The organism is Singulisphaera acidiphila DSM 18658, from assembly GCF_000242455.2.
GTDB classification, from domain to species: Bacteria; Planctomycetota; Planctomycetia; order Isosphaerales; family Isosphaeraceae; genus Singulisphaera; species Singulisphaera acidiphila.
This window is the reverse complement of the sequence record NC_019892.1, coordinates 6,605,368-6,625,796: the sequence shown is the minus strand read 5'-3', so window position 1 is coordinate 6,625,796 and position 20,429 is coordinate 6,605,368. Positions and strand designations below refer to the sequence as shown.

Genomic DNA, 20,429 nt, shown 5'->3' with positions numbered 1-20,429 from the left:
GCGTGTGTGAAGTCACCCCGCCACTCGAGAGGGGTGGGGAAAGACTCGTGATCTGATCCCAGGGTCGGCAGAAACGCTCGGGAGGAAGCTCAGCGCGAGAAGCTTCCATCCGGGATCGCGACAATCGTCAGGCCGTACCGATTAGCGAGATCGACGACCTCGGCTTGATCGATGACAATGGTCTTCCCCGCCTCGATCGCCAGGACTCGGGCGCCCGCCTGGTGGAGATTTTCGATCGTCGAGGTCCCCACGGTCGGGACATCAAACCGCATATCTTGTTGCGGCTTGGCGACCTTGACGAGGGTCCAGCCCCCCGCTCGGCAGAGGTCCCCGGCGCGCTCGATGCAACGGTCGGTCCCCTCGATCGCTTCGATGGCCAGCGCAGCCTGTTCCTTGACCGCGACCGATTGCCCCACGTCGAGCCGGCCCATCTCCTTGGCCAGTCCCCAGCCAAACTCGATATCTTTGAGTTCCGAGGCGCTTGGGCCGCGCCGGGTGAGAATCCCTTCCTTCACGAGTAGCTCCGGGCAATAGTCCAGGGCCGATTCAAACGTCATTCCGTCGCGCTCGAACTCGGCGATGACGCCGAGCAAGATCGAATCGTCGCGTTTATCGCCCCGGCACGTGCGATACCACATGTGGATCATGCGGTAGTCGGGCCAGAGTTGCACGAATCGCCAAGGCGTGTACATCACGTTTTTCGTGACCTTACCCGCCATCACGATCTGCTGCGCCCCCTGCCGGCGGAACGCTTTGATCATCCCGCCGAGCTTCGACACGCCAATCGTCTGGTAGCTTGTACACAGGTCGCGGAGCTCGTCCGACGCTTCATACCGAATCCCGACGCAAGCCACCTGCAGACCTTGCCTGCGCGCGGCCTCAGCGAACAGGATCGGAAATCGACCGCTCCCGGCGAGCAGGCCGATGGTCGCGGCTTCCGACTCAGATTGCGTGCTAGCTTGAACACGCCGTTGTCTTGAAGACAGGACAAGCACCGCAGATCTCTCCCGAGCTTGGCAGGGGACAGGAACCAGGTCACCCGGGTTCCGAAAACCCCGATCGTCGATCCCTCTCGCACTTCGTTTGAGGAAGGAACGAGAACTATCCCTGGGTCAAGGCACGGCTTCAACTCGGATCAGAATCCTGTCGGATCCTGATCCGGGTTAGGCTCCGACGCGAGGCCGGCCGTCAGCAACGCAACCTGCGCAGTGAGCTCGCGAAGCTGCCGGTTCATCTCCGGGAGCCGGGCAATCATCTGGAAGACCCGGCGCTGTTCTCGCAACGGGATCGCGGGCGAGCCGAGGACCTGCTGTTCCGCCGGCACACTGCGATGAACCCCCGCCTGGGCACCCACGACGGCCCGGTCACCGATCTCGGTGCCGTCCTTGATCCCGGCCTGACCGGCCATGACCACGTAGTCACCTGTCTTGCAGCTTCCGGCGATCCCGACTTGGCCGCAAAGCAGGTTATGACGTCCGATTTGATTGTTGTGTCCGATCATGACGAGGTTGTCGATCTTCGACCCCTCGCCAATCCGAGTCGCCTCGAAGGTTGCACGGTCAACCGTGCAATTGGCGCCGATCTCGACGTCGTTACCGACCTCGACGCGCCCGGTCTGGGGAATTTTGACGTGGCGCCCGTCGACCATACGATATCCAAAACCGTCGCCGCCAAGGACGGTGCCGGCATGGACCTCGACGCGATCACCCAGGCTGACATCGCGATAGAGGACGGCGTTCGGATGAATCACCGTGTCTTTGCCGACATGGCAACGATCGCCAACCACGACCCCGGGATACAGGGTGGCACCATCGCAGATGACCGCCTCATCTCCGACGTAGGCAAACGGATAGATTGCCACGTCCTTACCAATGACGGCCGTCGGCGCTACCCAGGCCTGGGGATGAACCCCCGACCATCGCGGCTTCTCGGCCGACCCGAGATGGCTGCGGACTGCGAGAAAGGCAGCCATCGGATCCTCAACCTCAATGACGGGGAGGTTGGGCTCTCGGGCTGGAGTTTTAAAGTGAGGGCCGACGATCGCCGCCGAGGCCGGGGAGGTGCGAAGCATCTTCGCGTACCGCTCGTTCTCAATGAACGTAATATCCCCGGGACCCGCCTCGCCGACAGGTCGCGCCGAGCGGATCGAAACGCTGCCATCACCCACAAGGCGGCCCCGTACCAAGGCCGCGAGTTGTTCCACTGTTGCGACCACGTGCGACTTCCTTTCTTCCTTGAAAGGAATAGACGGGAACCGGTAAGACAGAAGCGTTGCCCCGCGCCCGGCGAGTCAACCGAACGACTGGTGATCAGTCAGGCGGTCCCTGGGGATCGTAATCCAAGTCGCCGACTCGGGCAAGCCGAGTCGTCTGCCACCGCAGTTCATCGGCTCTCTGCCCCTCTTTTCCTCAACTTGAACTCCAAAACTTGCCCAATCAAACACATAGGTGAGCCACCAGATCACCAAGGCCCGCCACTCCCCTCATACTACCCCCATTGCCTCGGCCCCGCCGATCCAGCCAGACCCCCCGAAGGCCCGCGCGACAGGCACCCAGGACATCGTTCTCCGGATCATCGCCAATCATCAGGAGCGTCTCCGGCCGCTGTCCCAGGCACTCGCAGATCGCCTGGTAGAATGCCGGATGCGGTTTCCTGTAACCGACTTCCGAAGAAATAATGAGCTGCGGATCACAGGCTGCCAGCTCAGGGAGGCCGGCAAGGACCGTGCGAAGCCGGCCATCAAAATTCGAGGCGATCGCAATCGGTAGCCCCATAGCCCTGAGCAACGCCAACGAAGGTCCGACATCGGGGAAGCAACACCACGAGTCGGGGCGCCCGAAGTGTTCCCACAGTTCTTCAAACGCGCGATCGGGTTCGGGAAGTTCCGGAAGGACCGAGGAGACGATTCGCCGCCAGCGAATCGACTCGGTGGGCTCGTCGGTGGCGAGTGCTTCGAGATTTTCTTCGTTTTCGTCGTCGCGAAACGACTGCGCGAAACGGGTCCGGACAACCTCACGGTCGAGGTCGACCCCTTGCCGCCTGGCCGCCGAGGCGTATACCTCCGCCACGGTTGGGACCGGTTCGATTAACGTTCCGACCGCGTCGAGGACGATAGCCTCGATACCGTCCCATACCGCTTCGATGCACGTCGTCATCGGATTCTCGGATCGATTGCGGGGGCGTTCGACCCCCGAAGTGTTTTATTCACGATACGGTGCGTCGAAAAAAAAAGCGGGCAAGTCGCAGTCCGGACGGACCTGAAGCTCGTAAGCAAGAGCAGAGAAGAGGAAAGGAACCTCATTCTTCACGCATGACGCGGCAACTCAAAGGGGAACCTTCCCATGATGGATACCAGGCGATACCCGACAAGCCTTGACCGAACCAAGCCGAGCGCGACGATCCCCGACTCGCAGACTCGGGCTCTCGATCGCCGGCACCAGCTCGATGAACAGCAACGGGCGTTCCGGGGTGGGCCGGCCTCCCTGCCCTCAATGAGAACGAGACCCCCTGGTTGATTGGATTGAGAACGGATCGCCTCCATCAGTTGGCCCTTCCCGCTTGAACGAGAGTCCCGACGGCCCCGGCTTCGTCCTCGAAGTCGGGGCTCTTTTTTTTTTCGTTCCTGCGAGACGCGCGACCGACCAGTCTCACTTCTTCTGTTTGGGCCGGACCAAGCCCGCCGTCACGTCGATATCGAGGCTGGCCACCTGCCCCGCAGCCAGCTTGGCCAAGGCAATCCCCCCCATCGCGGCGTTGTCGGTGCACATCGAGAGCGGCGGGATGAACAGGTCGACTCCTTGCTCGGCCGCCATCGCTCCGATCCGTTCCCGAAACCGGGCATTGGCGGCAACGCCTCCTCCAATGCCAAGGCGACGCAAGCCCGTCTGTCTCAAGGCTTGGCGAGTCTTGGCGACCAAGATATCGACCACCGCCTCCTGAAAACTCGCGGCAATATCGGCCACCTGCTGAGGATCGTCGAGACTGATGCCCGCGCGGGCGTCCTGGCCGCGAATCGCATAGAGCACGGCCGTCTTCAAGCCGGAAAAGCTGAACGCCAGCCGATCGTCATGGAGAAATGACCTCGGAAACGCATAAGCCAAGCGATTTCCGGTCGCCGCGGCGCGTTCCACGACGGGACCGCCGGGATAGCCCAACCCCAGCAGGTTGGCCACCTTATCGAATGCTTCCCCCGCCGCGTCGTCGATCGTCCCCCCGAGCAGCTCGGCCTCAATTGGGCCTCGACACGCGAAGAGGCTCGTGTGCCCCCCCGAGACGACCAGCCCCAGGCAGGGATAGGCGTTCTTCTCGGGGTAGGCAAGCTGGCAAGCGTAGAGGTGGGCTTCCAGATGATCGAACGCAACGAGCGGGATGTCGAGGGCCAGAGCAAGCGTCTTGGCCGCCGTGAGCCCGACGACCAACGAGCCGACCAGGCCGGGGCGAGTTGCGACGGCGATCGCCTGCAAGTCGCCGAGCGAGACCCCGGCCCGGTCAAGCGCCTCATCGATCGTGGGCAAAATCTGCCGGACGTGCGCACGCGAGGCAATTTCAGGGACAACCCCCTGATAGCGCTCGTGAAGGTCGATCTGTGACGCGACCACGCTGGAACGAACGATCGGGACGCCGAGTTCCGGAGGGCTTGGCCCTTCGAGAACGGCCGCCCCGGTTTCGTCACACGTCGTTTCGATCGCGAGGAAGAGAAAACGTCCCGCGGACATCAAACCCCCGGCCCGAAAGCAGCAGGAACCCGGCTCCACGAGGGATCCGGGTTCCTTTGTGTCTGGGATGACGAATACGAACTCGATCCACGATCGAGGGTCACTTCTTGGCGATCGGAACCTCGAGCTTCTCTTTGACGACTTCCAACGCTTTGTCGAGCTGAAGGTCGGCAAACTCCTTTTCGGGCTTGTTCGGCTTCTCAGCATCGGCCTTCGGCTTCTCAGCGTCGGTCTTCGACTTCTCGGCATCGGCCGCCTTCGGCTTGCGCTTGCCGAAAGTCACCAGGTCGCGATTGCGCCGGTCGGTGGCCCAGGAGACGTACTGCTGAGGTGTCAGCTCCACCTTCAGTCCCGCGTTGGGAGAAACACCCCATTCGTCTTTCTCTTTGGCATCCTTGAAGCGGTGGATGTTCTTACCGGACGGGCGCAGATAAGAGGCCACCGTGAGCTTCAAGACGCTGTTGCCATCTTCCAGCTCGATGATGTTCTGGACCGACCCCTTGCCGTAAGAACGATCGCCGACGATCTGGGCTCGATCATGGTCCTGGAGGCAGGCCGAGACGATTTCCGCGGCCGACGCCGAGTTCCGGTTGATCAGGATCGCGATCGGGAAACCTTCATAGGTTCCTTCCTTCTGGGCCTCGTAAGTCTTGCTGATCGTGTTCCGCCCCTTGGTGCTGACAATCAGCCCCTCGTCCACGAACAGGTCGGAGATCTCGACCGCAGCGCCCAGGAGCCCTCCTGGATTGTCGCGAAGGTCAAGGACCAAGGCCTTCATTCCCTCAGACTTGAGTTCCGCGAGTGCTCTCTTGAGCTCTTCCGTCGTGTTCTGGATAAAGCTCGTGATCCGGATGTAGCCGATCTTCTTTTCTTTATCGAGCATGAAGTCCCAGGAGTCATCGGGCTTCCGCTTGTCGCCCAAGACGCTCGGAACGTCGATGATCGCTCGGCTCATCGTCAACGTCTCGCCCTTATCCTCCCCTTCGTGAAGGACGTTGAGCTTGACGCTGGTGCCCGGTCGACCAGTCAGCACCTCGACCGCCTTGTCAGGGTTCATTCCCTCGGTCGACTGCCCGTCGATATCCATGATCAGGTCGCCCGCCAGGACCCCCGCCTCGTAGGCAGGAGTACCAACCATCGGCGCGATGACCTTGAGGCGATTCGCTTCCGAATCCATCCCGACCTGAATGCCGATCCCACCGAACCGACCTTCAATCTGCCGACGGAATTGTTTCCATTCCGACGTATTAATATAGGAAGAGTGCGGGTCGAGGTTCTGAAGCATCCCCTTCAGCGCACTCTCGAGAAGCTCCCGGCGATTCACGGGCCGGACGTAATTGGCTTCAACGTGCTCTACAGCGTCAACAAAGACACCGTAGAGTTCCATCATCTCATCCTTCGGCTTGGCGCCTTGGGAGGCCTGCCAGCAGAACAGTGAGACGGCGCCGACCATGACGATCGAATAGAAATTCCGGCGTGGCATGGGTGAATGCGCTCCTGCGGGCATGATCTCTGTGACACGATGCCTATGGCGCGAGGGTTCCGTGGGGGCCGGAGTCGTCGGCGCCGATTCTCTTAAGCATTACTGTAGTCAATCCCTTCGCTCGGTGGCAAGAACCGATCTCTCACCCGGGAATCGCCTCCGAAGGGGCCGAGCGAACTCGCCCCCCCGGTTCTTGGACCCCAGGGCGATCAGGCGAGCGCGGCTTTGACTCCCTCAACACCGACGACCGGGGCGTGGCAGGTAAATCGCTCGCAAATATAGGTGGTCGTTCGATCATCTTGGGCGGGTCGATCCGCTAGAAGCGGCAAGGTCTCGGCCAGGGCCGACGCCTTCTCGGCCAACGCGGGTGCAACCACCTTGTGCGGAAGGAAGGGCGCATAAATCGCTTCCATCACGCGACGGAACTCGGCCGGATCAGAGCCGGCGATCACGGCGAATTCCCGGGGTGAGGCAAGCTCGAAGTCGAGCGCGACGAGGCTCTGGCCCATGGCCATGGGGGCCCGGTCGAGATAGGCCTGCACCGCTTCCAACGTCGAGCGGCCGAGCGTTCGCAACGACTCGCGACCCGTCAGCGCCCCCAGGCGAAGCAAGGCCGTGGCAACCATCGCATTGCCCGAAGGGGTGGCATTGTCCTGGAAATCTTTCTGCCGGGCAATCAAGACCTCGTGGCTGCGACCGGTATAGAAGAAGCCTCCTGCTTCGGCGTCATGGAACTCGTCGATCATGACCGCGGTGAGTTCCAGGGCGGCCTCGATCCAACGCGGTTCGCCGGAAACCTCGTAGAGCCGAGTCAGCCCGTCGATGAGGTTGCTGTAGTCGTCGAGGTATCCATTGAACCGAGCGCGGCCATCTTTATATGCGTGGAGCAACCGCCCTTCGGCCGTCCGCATGCGATCGAGCAGGAACGCGGCCGCCTTGGTTGCCGCATCGAGGTAGCGCTCATCCTTCAAGATCCTCGACCCCTCGGCCAAGGCGGCAAGCATCAGTCCATTCCACGAAGTGAGCACCTTCGTGTCCTTGCCGGGAGGCACCCGGCGATCACGCGCTTCGAGCAGACGAGCCCGGTCGCGATCGAGGTCGGCCTGCAACTCGCGTTCGTCCCGGCCGAGCCGCGTGGCCGCCTGGTCGACCGACATGGGGAGATTGAGAATGTTTTGATGTTCCCAGTTCCCTGACTCGGTCACGTCGTAAACGGCCGCGAACTCCTTGGCACGCTCAGGGCCGAGAATCTGGTTCACCTCGGCCAACGACCAGACGTAGAACTTCCCTTCCTCGCCTTCGCTGTCGGCATCCTCGGTGGAGTAAATTTCCCCCTCGGGGCCGGTCATCCGCTCGAGGATGTAATCCATCGTCTCGCGGGCGACTCGGGCGTACTCGGCGTCGCCGGTCACCTGGTGGGCCTCGAGATAAACGCTCGACAGCAAGGCATTGTCGTAGAGCATCTTCTCGAAGTGCGGGGCCAGCCAGCGCTCATCGGTCGAATAGCGTGCGAACCCGCCCAACAGTTGGTCATAAATCCCCCCTCGGGCCATCTTGTCCAAGGTGTGACGGACGATTTGAAGCGGGTGCGCCTCCCTCGTCCGGGCGTGCTGGCGAAGCAGGACCTTGAGATCCATCGGATGGGGGAATTTGGGTGCGCTTCCGAACCCGCCGTGGATCGTGTCGAACGAGCGGGCCAATCCGCGCGCGGCTTGATCGAGCAGGACCGACTCCAGCGCTCCCGACGCGGCGGGGATTTTCCCCATCAGGCGGATCCGGTCCGTCAGGTCGCCAGCCGAGATCAGGATGTCGTCCCGGCGTTCCGCCCAGGCGCGATGAACGCTGTAGAGAACGCGGGGGAACCCGGGCATGCCACGGCCGTCGACCGGCGGGAAATAGGTCCCGCAATAAAAGGGCTTCAAATCGGGGGTGAGGAAAACCGACATCGGCCAGCCGCCGTGATCGGTCATCGCCTGAACGGCCGCCATGTAGATCTGGTCGACGTCCGGCCGCTCTTCCCGATCCACCTTGACGTTGATGAAATGTTCATTCATCAAGGCGGCAGTATCGGCATTCTCGAAGCTCTCGTGCTCCATCACGTGGCACCAGTGACAGGCGGAGTAGCCGACCGAAAGGAAGATCGGCTTGTTCTCTGCCCGGGCGCGGTCGAATGCCTCGGGGCCCCAAGGATACCAGTCGACCGGATTCAAGGCGTGCTGGAGGAGATAGGGGCTCGTCTCCCCGGCCAGACGGTTCGAGGGGCGATCGGCAGCAGAAGCAGTCATTGATGGGGACCCGGCCAGAGGGAGGGACATTGCGTCCCTTTTTTTACTTACCTGTTTCTCTGGCCCCAATTATGGCAGGCCCCCCTCGACCTGTCATCCTCCGTTTCAAGCCGAACAACTACCGTGAGGCATGTCCGCGATGAATCCGCTTGGTCCCGTGGGTTCCTCGGATCGTGTTCGCGTCAGCGGGACGCGCCGCATCGAGCGCCTGGACAATGCGATCGGCCGCGCGATCCGACGCCCCAGGCACGGCGACGCGATCGCGCAGCGCCTCGAGGGCCGAGACCGCCTGCTCGCGTTTGGCCGGGTCATTCAGCCATGACTCGGCCCATTTCGCCAGTTCGCCAGAAACATCCTGTGAGGTCAGGTATTCGGGCATGACCTCGGCGTCGGCCAGCAGGTTCACCAGGCTGATGAACTTCGACTTGATGAAGAAGCGAGCGACCCAAAGGTCGAATGGTCGGATCTTGTAGAGAACGACCGAAGGCAAAGCCTCAACCATCAGCTCGAGACCGACCGAGCCCGAGACCGCCCAGGCCACGTCGGCCAGGCGAATTAATTCGGGCGTTCGCGCCGCATGAATGACCAGCGGGAGTTCGAGCTTTTCCCGGCCCATGATCTCACGGGCCAGTTCTTGATGCCGCTCGTGCAGGCAGGCGACCGCAAACCGGACGTCGGGGCAAACGGCCGTCAGTTTCGCCGCTGCGCGAAGCATGATCGGCAGGTTCCGAACCAGTTCCTGGGTCCGAGAGCCGGGCAAGATCGCCACCAAAGGGGTCGCCTTCGCTTCCTCATCGCTCATGAACGAGGGATCGAGCGTGCGTTCGGTCAGTTCGTCGAAGTAGGGGTGCCCGATATAAACCGCGCCCGGGACGCCTCGCGCCTGATACCAGGCCGGCTCGAACGGCAGACTGCAAAGGACATGATCGACGAACTTGCGGACCTTCTTCACGCGCCAGCCGGCCCAAGCCCAGAGCTGGGGAGGAACGTAATAGAAGACCGGAATCCCTCGGGCCTTGGCGCGTCGAGCCACCCACCAGTGGAATCCCGGATAGTCGATCAGAATGACCGCATCGGGCTTCTCTTTGAGGAAGTACTGGTCGGCCACGTAGAGGAGACGGAAAAACTTATGGATGTTGAGCAACACCCGGCCGAACCACATCACCGCCAGCGTCACGAGGGGATAGAGGAGCGTCGCCCCTGCCTTCTCCATCCGGTCTCCGCCGAAACCGACGAACTCGGCCTGGGGGAGACGGCGCTTGAGCGAATGGATCAAATTGGCGGCGTGCAGATCTCCGCTCGGTTCACCGGCAGAAAGGAAAATCCGCATTGGTGGAGCTCGCGTCCATGAGGTGGAGAAAAACCTGGATCCTTCCCGGTACTGTGGAAAGTTACCAGATTCTCAAGAATGCGCGAAGGCGAGCGGAAAGCGTCCGTTGCCAACTCGCCTCAATGCCGGATGGCAACCTCTCAGCCCTCGTCCCGAGAACGAGTTCCATTCAACAGCGGGGCCTCGTCGGCAATCTCCGGGACGTCGGGCAACCCCAGTTCCTTGATCCGCCGATAGAGGCGAGGGCGAGAGATCCCCAACAACTCGGCGGCGCGCGACTTGTTCTGGCGAGCGCGTTGGAGGGTGCTCTCGATGAGGCGTCGCTCGACCTGGGTGAGCAACTCGTCCAGCGAGATGGTTGGGGGCGGCAGGGGTGGCGGAACATAGGCTGAAGCCAGGTGCCCGCGAATGCCTGCCGGCAAATCGTCGGCTTCGATCAGATCGCCGGCCGCCTGCGCGTGGACCTCATCGATGACTCGAGCCAACTCCCGAAGATTGCCAGGCCAGTCGTAGGCGAGCAACACCGAAATGGCCGACTCGCTGAACCCACCACGCTGACGACCGCCTCGGGAATTGGCCCGTTCCAGGAGATGTTGCGCCAGCAACGGAATCTCCTCGAGGCGCTCGCGAAGCGGGCGCAACCGGATGACCAGGGTCGTCACCGCATAGTAGAGGTCGGGGCGGAGCCGCTCAGACTGAAGCGCAGCTTCCGGATCTCCGGCAGTCATGGCCAATAAACGGACATGAGGGTCGAGCGTGGCTACCAGCCGGCTCTGCAAGTCGCGAGGCAAGTCGAGAATGTCGCCGATCATGAGCGACGACCCTTCAGGCAAGGTCAACCGCGCGGCCAACTCACCTCCGAAGAGTTGCCGCTCCAACACCTCGGCAGGCAACGAGGCGCAGTCGATCGGCAAAATCGGAGCCTGCCGGCGCGAGCTCTGATGATGGATCGTCCGGGCGACGGTCCGCTTTCCGGTTCCGGGTTCACCCACGATCAGCACGGGCACGGTCGTCGCAACAGCCGTCGTAATCTGGTCGAGGAGTCGGCGGTGAACCGGCCCCGCACCAATCAGGCTGTCGAAGCCGTGCCTCTGCTGGAGTTGCTCGCGAATCTGCAACAGGTCGGTGCGCAAGCGTTGCGACTCGGCGTCGGAATTGCCGGACGGCGCGTCGGACGAACCGACCAGGCCAAACAGGCCGACCAACGTCCCCTGCTCGTCATGAAAAGGTCGAAACTCGATTCGCCTCCAACGTCGCTCGCCACTCGAATGGATGATCAAGGTCCGCACCGAGGCGGGCTGACCGGCAAGCGCTTCGGGAGGCGGGAAAAAACTGCCCACGAGCCCGGGAAGGTCGCCCGCCCGGGTCGGTCCATGAGCCCGGCAGGTAAGGCCGGCGACCTCCTCGGCCGAGGAGCCGGTCAACTGCTCCCAGGCCCGATTGACCCAGGCCAACCGCAGGTCGGCGGTCAGCCAGAAGAGGGGCTCTTGAACCTGCAACCAAAGGCTTTCGAGCCGCGTGCTCGAGTTGCGCAGAGACGCCATGGGGTCGATTGATTACCCTGGAACCAGGATGACGAGGGCCAACGAAATCCAAGAATGGACCTCCACTGTACCGAAGGCAAGAGAAAACCAATGGATCGCGGAAAGTTCCGCTTGGCGATTGCGCTTGACGGGGGAACGACCAACACCCGAGCCCGGCTCCTCCGTGACGGCCAGGTGGTGGCCACCAGCCGACGCGCGGTCGGCGTGCGCGACTCGGTGCTCACCACGGGTCGAGCCGGACTGGCGGAGGCGGTCTGTAACGCCCTGGCCGAAGTCCTCCTCGCTACGGACGGCCATGCGCCGGAAGTGATCGTTGCGGCGGGGATGCTTTCGTCCGAGGTCGGCCTGACCGCCGTTCCTCACGTCCTGGCCCCCGCCGGTCCACGAGAACTTGCGCGAGGCTCGGTCGTTTGCCACCTCCCCGAGGTCGCCGACCAGCCCATCCTATTCATCCCCGGGGTGCGGACGCCCCCTTCCGCAGGGCCGGACGGCTGGGCGGACGCCGATCTGATGCGCGGTGAGGAATGCGAGACCCTGGGGGCCTGGTCTCTCCTCGCAGAGTCGGAACGCCAAGCCGGACGCAGCGCGAGCCCACACCTTGCAACCGCCTCGTCGCGAACCGTCTTCCTCTGGCCAGGGTCGCACACCAAGGCCGTCGAGGTGGACGAGGAAGGGCGAATCCTCCGCAGTTACACCTCGCTCGCAGGCGAGTTAACGGGAGCCCTAGCCGCCCATACCCTGCTCGCAGCCAGCCTCCCTGAGGGCTTGCCGGACGCCCCTGATCCCGAGGCCGTCGCAGCCGGGGCCCGGCTGGTGGCCCGCTCCGGACTTGGTCGCGCGGCGTTCCTCGTGCGGATTGCCGCACTCAGTGGAGTGTTCAAGGCTCATGAGCGCGCGTCCTTCCTGGTGGGGGCGGTCATCGCCGACGATGTGGCCAACCTGGTGACGCAGCCCATCCTCGACGCGCCGGCCTGCATCTGGGTCGGCGGTCGACAGCCCCAGCGTTCGCTCTATGGCCATTGGCTTCGCGCTCAGTTGCAAACGCCGGTCTTCGAACTCGACGACGATGTCGCGAACCGGGCCTCGGCCATCGGTGCGCTGGCCGTCGCCGCTCAATTTGGCCAGGAAACCAGGCCGTCGTCATCATGACGGCCGGAGAAATTCCTCAGTGGCTGAGCCGGCTCCAGGACCAGACAACCTGACCGAGGATGATGCCACTAGCAAGACCGGTGGTCTCGATCGGGATCAACGGGTGCTCACGGCTCGGCTGGTTCGGTCGGAAAATCAGGTGGCGGCCGCTCAGGTCGAGCCAGCGGATCATGGGCACTCCTTCAGGACAAGCGGCCACGATCTTGCCGTGCAGCAGTTGCGGGTCCGTCACGGATCGGTCGATCGCCGCGAGCGAGCCGATCGGCAGCACCGGGTCCATCGAGTCATCACTGATCTGAACCCCCACCGTCTCCACCGGATTGGGCACCCATTGGCGGAACGCCATGATGTATTTATCAACGCGGGTGGAATCCACCCCCTTTTTCGCCAAGTCCGTGAGCGGGACAAGGTTGACGGCCGTGTAGTCGGAGATCATTTCGCCAGGAATGTTCTCGGGCGCGACCACCCGGACGTCGTTCGGCTCCTGCTCGAGCCTTTCCAGCCCCCGGCGGATCAGCTCCACGGGGGCGAGGTCGGCCAGATCCAGGCTGCTGAATCCGCGCTGATATTTTGACCCTTCACCTGCCAGAAGCCAGGTCGGGTTGGTGCCCGTCTGCTCGATGAACCCGAGCAGTACTTCGGCCGGGACCGTCACACCGGTCTCGTAGTTGTACCAGGTCCGCGCCGGGAGCCCCAGGCGGCGAGCCAACTCCGGGCCCCCGTGCTCACCGAACAATTCCTGACGGACTTCGCGTAGTCGACGCGACAAGGAAGCTTTGACGTTGACACGTATTTTAGGTGTTTTTTTGCGAGCCACAACGCTCAATCCCGCGAACGGAACCCCCCCGACGCCACTTCACATGGTGATGGACATCAAGACGTTGTATCAAGCGATTTGGCCAGTAACGAACTCGGCGACACCGCCCAAAACAGACGAGGTGCCGTCCCATGCGTTACTTTAGCCAGATACATCTTAACCTATTCACGCCTATGGAGATTCAACCTAGCAAACAAAACGGCCGAGGTCACTCCGGAGGAGTGACTCGGCCATTTAATGCAACTTGATGTGGTCAACGCGCATCAACACGCCATAATCGTGTCTCTATTTCCCACCATCCGTCGATTAAGCACAACGGACGCAAAGCAATGCAGCGATTCGCTTAAAAAATTCCGAGAGTATCGCGGGCGTCGTCAGACATCCGATCGGGCGTCCAGGGGGGAGACATGACGAGCTTCACATTCGCCTTGGTGACGCCCTCGAGAAGCTCGATCGCGGCGACGGCGTTGCGAAGGATCTCGGGACCGGCCGGGCAGGCCGGTGAAGTCAGCGTCATTTCGACGTCGATGACGTCTTCTTTGGTCTGGACCGTGTAGACCAGTCCCAGGTCGACGATGTTGACGTTGAGCTCAGGGTCCTTGACGGTGCGCAGCGCGGTCAGGATCGCCTCTTGGTCGAGCATCTGGAGTCATCTCCCTCGTTTTGATTTGGATCGGGCGCGGACCGGGTTCAACCCTCGAGGGCGACGAGGATCTCATCGCCCCGGAGTTCGACCTGATGAGTCGTGACCGGCTCAATGGCCGGAAAGCAGAGAGCCTGGCCGGTCCGGACGTCGAAGCGAGCACCATGCCGGGGACAGCGAATTTCACACCCTTCCAGCTCCCCTTCGGCCAGGGGACCACCATCATGGGTGCAAACGTCGTCGATGGCGTAATACGAGCCTTCACAGTTAAAAAGAGCGATAGCCCGCCCCTCGATCTCGGCCAGCAGTTTGCCGCCGGGAGGGATCTCGGAGCGTGTGGCCACCTTGACGAACTCCGCCATCGGTCGCAGACCTTTCATTCGGGAGCGATTGGTTTCGAGTCGGTTTCCGGCGCGCCTTCGGAGGCGCCTGCCAAAGACCGCGCCATCGCAGCGCGGGTGACTTCGGTTTTCAGACGCCTGAGAACACCGCTCAGGCCACGGACCCGGAGCATTCCCAGGATTTCGGGAAGGCCGATCTGCTCGATCAGGCTGTCACGAACCTGCAGGATTTCTTCGATGGTGGCCCCGTTCAGGCCCTCTACCAGGATCGCGACGAAGCCGCGGACCGTCGGCGCCTCAATCGGCGCATCGGCGTGGATCGCCACGCGGTCCTGCTCGAGTTCGATAAACAGGAAAACCGGCGACTGGCATTCCTCGACCCGATGCGCCGCGTCCTTATGCTCGGCGAGACGATCGGGCAGAGGAGGCAAGTTCCTGGCGAAGTCGATCAGGAGCTCGATCCGCTCCTGGCGGTCGGCCTCGCTCAATTCCGAAACGATCGCGTCGAGTGTGGCGGGCATTGACGACCTCAGGCCCCTTTGGCGATCGGAGCGCGAACGAGGTTGCCCCACTCGCACCACGACCCGTCATAGTTGCGAACCTTGGAATATCCAAGCAAGTACGTCAGAACGAACCAGGTCAAGCTCGACCGCTCGCCAATCCGGCAGTAGGCGACAACGTCATCAGTCGGCTTCAGACCGACCTCGCTCTCGTAAATCGCCTTGAGCTCGTCGGCCGTCTTGAACGTGCCGTCCTCGTTGACCGCCCGGCTCCAGGGAACGCTCACCGCGCCCGGGATGTGACCGCCACGGAGCGACCCTTCCTGGGGATAGTCCTCCATGTGTGTCTTCTCGCCGGTGAATTCCTTGGGGCTGCGGACGTCGAGCAGCGGTTTCCCCGACTTGGAGTGGTCCATCACCGCGTCGCGGAACACCCGAATTGTCTCCTCATTCCCCGGCTCCACCTTGTAGTGGGTCGCGGGATACTGAGGAACGTCGGTCGAGAGCGGTCGCTTCTGGGCGATCCAGAGCTGGCGGCCGCCGTCCATGACCCGGCAGTCCTTGTGACCGAAGAGCTTGAACGCCCAGAAGGCGTAGCAGGCCCACCAGTTCGACTTGTCGCCGTAGAAGACGACCGTCGTGTCATTGGCGATCCCCGACCGAGCGCAGATCGCCGCGAACTTCTCGGCGTTGATGTAGTCGCGAATGATCTGGTCCTGGAGATCCCCCTGCCAGTCGATCTTGACCGCGCCCGGGACGTGGCCCATGTCGTAGAGTAGGACGTCCTCGTCGCTCTCGACGATCCGCACCTTGGGATCGTTGCGGTGCTCCTCGACCCAATCGGCCGAGACAAGAACTTCGGGATGGACGTACGGTTCTCCCATGGCGGGACGGGCTCCAAGAGGAAAAGAGTGGATCAAGAAAATTCGCTATGGCTTCCGCAACAGAAAGACAAGCCCAAGCCGTCAGGCCGACTCACCGCCGCCACCGAGCTGTAACTTCTCGGCAACCGCCTTCGTCAGCGTCTCGCGGACCGGTTCCAGGGTGATCCGATCATAGACGTTGGCGAAGAAGCCCTCGACGATCAGGCGGATCGCCGTCTCACGATCGATCCCGCGTGCCTGGGCATAGAAGATCATATCCTCATCGACCCGGCCCGCCGTGGCACCATGGGTGCAGCGGACGTCGTTGGCTTCAATCTCCAGTCCCGGAATCGAATCGGCACGGGCGCCGTCGGAGAGAACCAGGTTGTCGTTCTTCTGATAAGCGTTGGTCTGCTGGGCGTCCTTCTCGACCCGAATCATCCCCTTCCAGACGATCCGCGACTTCTCACGCAGCCCCCCTTTGTAAAGGAGGTCGCTCGTCGTGTTCGGCGCCTGGTGATCCTGTCGCGTGAAATAAGCGAGATGCTGACGTCCGGTCGTGAACATGACGCCATTGACCTGGGCCTTCGACCCTTTGCCGGCCAAGGCCACTTCCTGGTTGACCTTCGCCAACCGCGACCCGAGCCCGCCCACCGTCCATTGCAGGCCGGCATCGGCTCCGACCAGGGCACGTTCCCGGCTAAAGTGCCAGGTGCCGGCATCCCAATTCTGGATATTGACGAACCGAAGCTTGGCTTCGCGGCCAACGATCAGCTCGACCGCGCCCACGTGCAACCCAGGGGCGTCGGCACGCTCACGTCCCGTGGTCTCGCGAACGAAGGAGGCCTCGGCCCCGTCTTCGAGAACGATCAGGGTGTGGTCGAAGTCGACCTGCCCTTCCCGAGCGAGACCGACCAGGCTGAACAAGGGAGCTTCAACCTTCACCCCCTTCGGCACATAAAGCAGTGTGCCGCCGGTCCAGAAGGCGGCGTGCAAGGCGGAAAAGGCATCTTCGCGGGGCGAGACGACATCCGTCAGCAGCCATCGCTTGAGCAGTTCCGGGTGATCTTTGACCGCCTGCGCCAGGTCGACCAGGATCGCCCCGCCCAGCTTCGCGGGATCGGCCCGGCGGGTGACGGTCGCGTTGACCTGTTCGATCCCGGTCGCGTAGTGGGTGCTCAGCGTCTTCCAGACGGGATCGATCGCGGCCCGTGCCTCCGCACTCGGCTCTTGGAGCGCGGGCGGAGCGAACGCATCGAGCTTGAGGGCGCGAATATCGGTGCGCCGCCATTCCTCGTCGCGTGAGGTGGGGAGCGGATTCGAGCGGAAATACTCGAACGCCTCGCGGCGGCGATCCTGAAGCCATTTCGGCTCGTCGCGTTGTTTCAGGAACGCCTCGAACGCGGCTTCGGTGAAACCGCCCGTGGCGAGGGATGGGCTGGTTGCGGATGCGCTGCTCATCGTAAGGGTGGATCTCGGACGAAGGTTCGAGGCAGGGCGCAGCGTGCCCCGGCAAGCTACGGCTACTGAGTCCAGGGCATGCTGCGTTTGCCCCGGTCACCCGACGACAGCCGGACCGCTCGATGAAACAGATGTCATCGGCGGTCCTGGGTCGTCGAGAGCCCGACACTCACACGGTGATTAACCGACCGACCCTTCCATTTGAAGCTGGATGAGCTTGTTCATCTCGACGGCGTACTCCATCGGCAGCTCTTTGACGAGCGGCTCGATGAACCCGCTGACGATCAGAGTGGACGCTTCGGCTTCGCTGAGGCCTCGGCTCTTCAGGTAGAAGAGCTGTTCCTCGCCAATCTTGGAGACGCTGGCCTCGTGGCCGATCTTGACGTCATCCTCGTCGATCTCGATGTACGGATACGTGTCGGACCGGCTCTGGGGATCGAGGATCAGGGCGTCGCAAACGACGTTCGACTTCGAGCCTTTCGCGCCGTTGATCACCTTGAGGAGACCACGATAGCTGGCCCGACCGCCGTTCTTGCTGATGCTCTTGGAGATGATCCGCGAGCTCGTGTAAGGAGCGCCATGGACGACCTTGCCTCCGGCGTCCTGATGCTGTCCCTTGCCGGCGAACGCGATTGAGAGGATCTCGCCACGGGCCCCCTTGCCCATCATGTAGACGGCCGGGTACTTCATCGTCAGGCGGCTGCCGAGGTTGCCGTCGACCCACTCCATCAGGGCGTCCTCGTGGGCGACCGCACGCTTGGTCACGAGGTTGTAGATGTTGCTCGCCCAGTTCTGGATCGTGGTGTAGCGGCAGCGCCCACCCTTCTTGACGATGATCTCGACGACGGCCGAGTGCAGGCTCTCGGTCGTGTACATCGGGGCGGTACAGCCTTCGACGTAGTGGACCTGTGCCCCTTCTTCGACCACGATCAAGGTCCGCTCGAACTGACCCATGTTCTCGGCATTGATCCGGAAATAGGCCTGAAGCGGGATGTCGACCTTGACGCCGGCCGGGATGTAGACGAACGAGCCGCCCGACCAGACGGCCGAGTTCAGCGCGGCGAACTTGTTGTCGTGAATCGGGATGACCGTGCCCAAGTATTGCTTGACCAGGTCAGGATACTCACGAAGGGCCGTGTCGGTGTCGACGAAGATGACCCCCTTCTTCTGGAGGTCTTCGCGCAGGCTGTGGTAGACAACCTCCGACTCGTACTGGGCACCGACACCGGCCAGGAACTTCCGCTCGGCCTCGGGAATCCCGAGCTTCTCGAACGTGTTCTTGATGTCGGACGGCACGTCGTCCCAGGTCTTCCCCTGACGATCGGCCGCCTTCATGTAGTAGTGAATGTCGTCGAAATTGAGGCTGGCGAGGTCGCCGCCCCAGGTCGGCGTCGGCTTCGACCAGAAGACCTCGAGGGCCTTGAGGCGGAAGTCGCGCATCCACTGGGGCTCGCTCTTCATCTCGGAGATCTGATGAACGACCTCGCGGCTGAGCCCCTTACCGCTCTTGAACGAGTAGTTGTCATCCGAGTCGCGAAACCCGAACTTGTACTCGTCCTTGATTCCTTGCACCTGCCCGCTCAGATCAGTCGCCATGGCGTCTATGTCCTTCCTCAGGAGGTCGGGTCGGGCTCAGAAGGTCAATTGACCGGACGGTGAGGCGTGCTGCTCCATCTCGTCCTCGTCCTTGGCCGCCTCGGGATACTTGGCGCGGACCCAGTCGTAGCCTTCGCGCTCGAGGAGGTCCACCAGTTCCGAGCCGCCGTTTTCCACGATCCGACCACCGAAGAGGATGTGGACAAAGCCCGGCTTGATATAGTTCAAAATACGTTGATAGTGAGTGATGACCAGGATACCGGTCGAAACCTTGGCCGCAACCTTGTTGACTCCTTCCGAGACCACCCGGACCGCGTCGATGTCGAGTCCGCTATCGGTCTCGTCGAGAATGGCGAAGGCGGGGCGGAGCATGGCAAGCTGAAGCACTTCGGCCCGCTTCTTTTCGCCGCCGGAGAAACCTTCGTTGAGGTAACGGCGGGCGAACTCGGGGTCCATGCCCAACTCGTCCATCTGCTCGCGGAGCTCCTTGCGGAACTCACGCATCGAGATCAGGTCCTCCCCTTCCTTGCGGTCAGGGTTGCGAACGTTGCTGACGGCATGGCGAAGGAAGTTCGCCACGGTAACGCCCGGGATCGACGTCGGATACTGGAAGGCGAGAAAGAGACCCGCCTTGGCCCGCTCGTCGGCCTCCATCTCGAGGATGTCCTGGCCGTCGAGCGTCGCAGTCCCCTCCGTCACTTCGTAGTTCGGATGACCCATCAGGGCGTAGCTCAAGGTGCTCTTACCCGAACCGTTCGGTCCCATCAAGGCATGCACTTCGCCTTGGCGGATGGTGAGGTCGACCCCCTTGAGGATCTCCTTGCCGTCGATCGCGACATGGAGGTTGCTGATCTGAAGAACCTTGCTCATTACGCTCCTGCCCTGTTGGGACCGGCTCGAGGTGCCCCTCCCGCTGGTCCGGTCATTCTCATCTGGTCAGCTTGAAAACCGGTTGATTCAATAAGATTCTCGGCTCAGACGGCCTGGGCCGCCGTCGTGAGAATCTCGGGTTTCGCCTCGAAGTCGCACGAGCGATGGCCGTCGAGCCGGCACTGGCTCAACCGAAGCCCTCGTCCCACGACCTTCTCAAACATTTTACGCTCCATGGCGCAGACAGCCCGATCGACTGCAGCCAACTCATAATAGGGGCAAGAGTGCTGTTTCAGCACCGAATTCTGCCCCCCTCCCGCCAGCGTGACTTCGGTTTCGACCCCACGGTCGTGAAGAATTGAGCCGAGCTGCACGAGCCGGCCCTCCCACTGATCCCCGGTGACCTGGGATCGGTAGAGCTCCGCCAGGCGATCGGTGATTCGCCCGAACAAGAAGCGACGAAGCTTGCGGTCCTCGACCGTCCGCATCATCTCATCCCAGAGCACCACGGCCAGGTCGGCATAATTCTGCCCCAGCCGCTTGTGAGCCTCAACGCTCGCCTCGTACACGTGCCGGGGACGACCACGCCCCCCGTGCTCAAGGCGACGCTCCACCATCCCGGACCCAATCAGCCGCGTCAGGCGGTTCCGAATCGCCGTCGGCGTCACTCCCTGACGGGCCGCCATCTCGGCAACTGTCAGTGGACCGTGCCGGCGAATCGAATCCAGGAGTGAGCGATCCGCAGCTTCGATCATCGCCACCCCTCTCTTTATTCTAGGTGAGACCTGAATTGCGCGGCGGAAACGGCGGATTCGCCCGACGCCTCCCCGTG

Annotated in this window: 18 protein-coding genes; 1 reads left to right on the top strand and 17 read right to left on the bottom strand. The window is 62.4% G+C overall.

Annotated features, from left to right (window positions below; genetic code table 11):
• Nucleotides 1-89: 89 nt before the first annotated feature.
• From SINAC_RS26025 to SINAC_RS25990, 8 genes are all read right to left on the bottom strand, one after another.
• On the bottom strand, nucleotides 90-995 hold the full coding sequence (locus SINAC_RS26025) for an LpxI family protein (protein WP_015248553.1): 906 nt from the start codon (nucleotides 993-995) through the stop codon (nucleotides 90-92).
• A gap of 140 nt (nucleotides 996-1,135) precedes the next feature.
• The gene (gene lpxD, locus SINAC_RS26020; RefSeq protein WP_015248552.1) at nucleotides 1,136-2,215 is read right to left on the bottom strand and encodes a UDP-3-O-(3-hydroxymyristoyl)glucosamine N-acyltransferase; all 1,080 of its coding nucleotides are present in this window, start codon (nucleotides 2,213-2,215) and stop codon (nucleotides 1,136-1,138) included.
• 220 nt (nucleotides 2,216-2,435) lie between these two features.
• Nucleotides 2,436-3,155, bottom strand: a complete 720-nt coding sequence (locus SINAC_RS26015) for an HAD family hydrolase (RefSeq protein ID WP_015248551.1) — start codon at nucleotides 3,153-3,155, stop codon at nucleotides 2,436-2,438.
• Nucleotides 3,156-3,647: 492 nt separating this feature from the next.
• Nucleotides 3,648-4,715, bottom strand: coding sequence for a tRNA (adenosine(37)-N6)-threonylcarbamoyltransferase complex transferase subunit TsaD (gene tsaD, locus SINAC_RS26010; protein WP_015248550.1), 1,068 nt, complete (start codon nucleotides 4,713-4,715; stop codon nucleotides 3,648-3,650).
• A 100-nt stretch (nucleotides 4,716-4,815) separates the two neighbouring features.
• A complete protein-coding gene (locus tag SINAC_RS26005; protein ID WP_015248549.1) occupies nucleotides 4,816-6,198 on the bottom strand; it encodes a S41 family peptidase in 1,383 nt (460 codons plus the stop codon).
• 209 nt (nucleotides 6,199-6,407) lie between these two features.
• Complete coding sequence (locus SINAC_RS26000; protein ID WP_020466804.1) at nucleotides 6,408-8,483, bottom strand: thioredoxin domain-containing protein; 2,076 nt, start codon at nucleotides 8,481-8,483, stop codon at nucleotides 6,408-6,410.
• 118 nt (nucleotides 8,484-8,601) lie between these two features.
• Nucleotides 8,602-9,813: a lipid-A-disaccharide synthase gene (gene lpxB, locus SINAC_RS25995; protein WP_015248547.1), complete on the bottom strand. Its 1,212-nt coding sequence runs from the start codon at nucleotides 9,811-9,813 to the stop codon at nucleotides 8,602-8,604.
• 140 nt (nucleotides 9,814-9,953) lie between these two features.
• Nucleotides 9,954-11,357, bottom strand: coding sequence for a sigma-54-dependent Fis family transcriptional regulator (locus tag SINAC_RS25990; RefSeq protein WP_015248546.1), 1,404 nt, complete (start codon nucleotides 11,355-11,357; stop codon nucleotides 9,954-9,956).
• Nucleotides 11,358-11,447: 90 nt separating this feature from the next.
• Here SINAC_RS25990 and SINAC_RS25985 point away from each other — a divergent pair, with 90 nt between their 5' ends.
• Nucleotides 11,448-12,506 carry a 2-dehydro-3-deoxygalactonokinase gene (locus SINAC_RS25985; RefSeq protein ID WP_015248545.1) on the top strand — a complete coding sequence of 353 codons (1,059 nt, stop codon included), beginning with the start codon at nucleotides 11,448-11,450 and terminating at the stop codon, nucleotides 12,504-12,506.
• A gap of 16 nt (nucleotides 12,507-12,522) precedes the next feature.
• On the opposite strand, the gene SINAC_RS25980 is transcribed toward SINAC_RS25985, so the two are convergent.
• From SINAC_RS25980 to SINAC_RS25940, 9 genes are all read right to left on the bottom strand, one after another.
• Nucleotides 12,523-13,275, bottom strand: coding sequence for a S24 family peptidase (locus tag SINAC_RS25980; RefSeq protein WP_154673806.1), 753 nt, complete (start codon nucleotides 13,273-13,275; stop codon nucleotides 12,523-12,525).
• Nucleotides 13,276-13,666: 391 nt separating this feature from the next.
• Complete coding sequence (locus SINAC_RS25975) at nucleotides 13,667-13,966, bottom strand: metal-sulfur cluster assembly factor (protein WP_015248543.1); 300 nt, start codon at nucleotides 13,964-13,966, stop codon at nucleotides 13,667-13,669.
• A gap of 47 nt (nucleotides 13,967-14,013) precedes the next feature.
• The gene (locus SINAC_RS25970) at nucleotides 14,014-14,328 is read right to left on the bottom strand and encodes a non-heme iron oxygenase ferredoxin subunit (protein WP_015248542.1); all 315 of its coding nucleotides are present in this window, start codon (nucleotides 14,326-14,328) and stop codon (nucleotides 14,014-14,016) included.
• A 14-nt stretch (nucleotides 14,329-14,342) separates the two neighbouring features.
• On the bottom strand, nucleotides 14,343-14,828 hold the full coding sequence (locus SINAC_RS25965) for a SufE family protein (RefSeq protein ID WP_015248541.1): 486 nt from the start codon (nucleotides 14,826-14,828) through the stop codon (nucleotides 14,343-14,345).
• 8 nt (nucleotides 14,829-14,836) lie between these two features.
• Nucleotides 14,837-15,691, bottom strand: coding sequence for a sulfurtransferase (locus SINAC_RS25960; RefSeq protein WP_015248540.1), 855 nt, complete (start codon nucleotides 15,689-15,691; stop codon nucleotides 14,837-14,839).
• 81 nt (nucleotides 15,692-15,772) lie between these two features.
• Nucleotides 15,773-17,131 (bottom strand): Fe-S cluster assembly protein SufD, encoded by a 1,359-nt coding sequence (gene sufD / locus SINAC_RS25955; protein ID WP_015248539.1) that lies wholly within the window; start codon nucleotides 17,129-17,131, stop codon nucleotides 15,773-15,775.
• 180 nt (nucleotides 17,132-17,311) lie between these two features.
• Nucleotides 17,312-18,727, bottom strand: coding sequence for a Fe-S cluster assembly protein SufB (gene sufB / locus SINAC_RS25950; RefSeq protein ID WP_015248538.1), 1,416 nt, complete (start codon nucleotides 18,725-18,727; stop codon nucleotides 17,312-17,314).
• Between the two features lie 36 nt (nucleotides 18,728-18,763).
• Nucleotides 18,764-19,597 (bottom strand): Fe-S cluster assembly ATPase SufC, encoded by an 834-nt coding sequence (gene sufC, locus SINAC_RS25945; protein ID WP_015248537.1) that lies wholly within the window; start codon nucleotides 19,595-19,597, stop codon nucleotides 18,764-18,766.
• Nucleotides 19,598-19,701: 104 nt separating this feature from the next.
• Nucleotides 19,702-20,352, bottom strand: a complete 651-nt coding sequence (locus SINAC_RS25940) for a helix-turn-helix transcriptional regulator (protein ID WP_015248536.1) — start codon at nucleotides 20,350-20,352, stop codon at nucleotides 19,702-19,704.
• Between the last annotated feature and the right edge of the window lie 77 nt (nucleotides 20,353-20,429).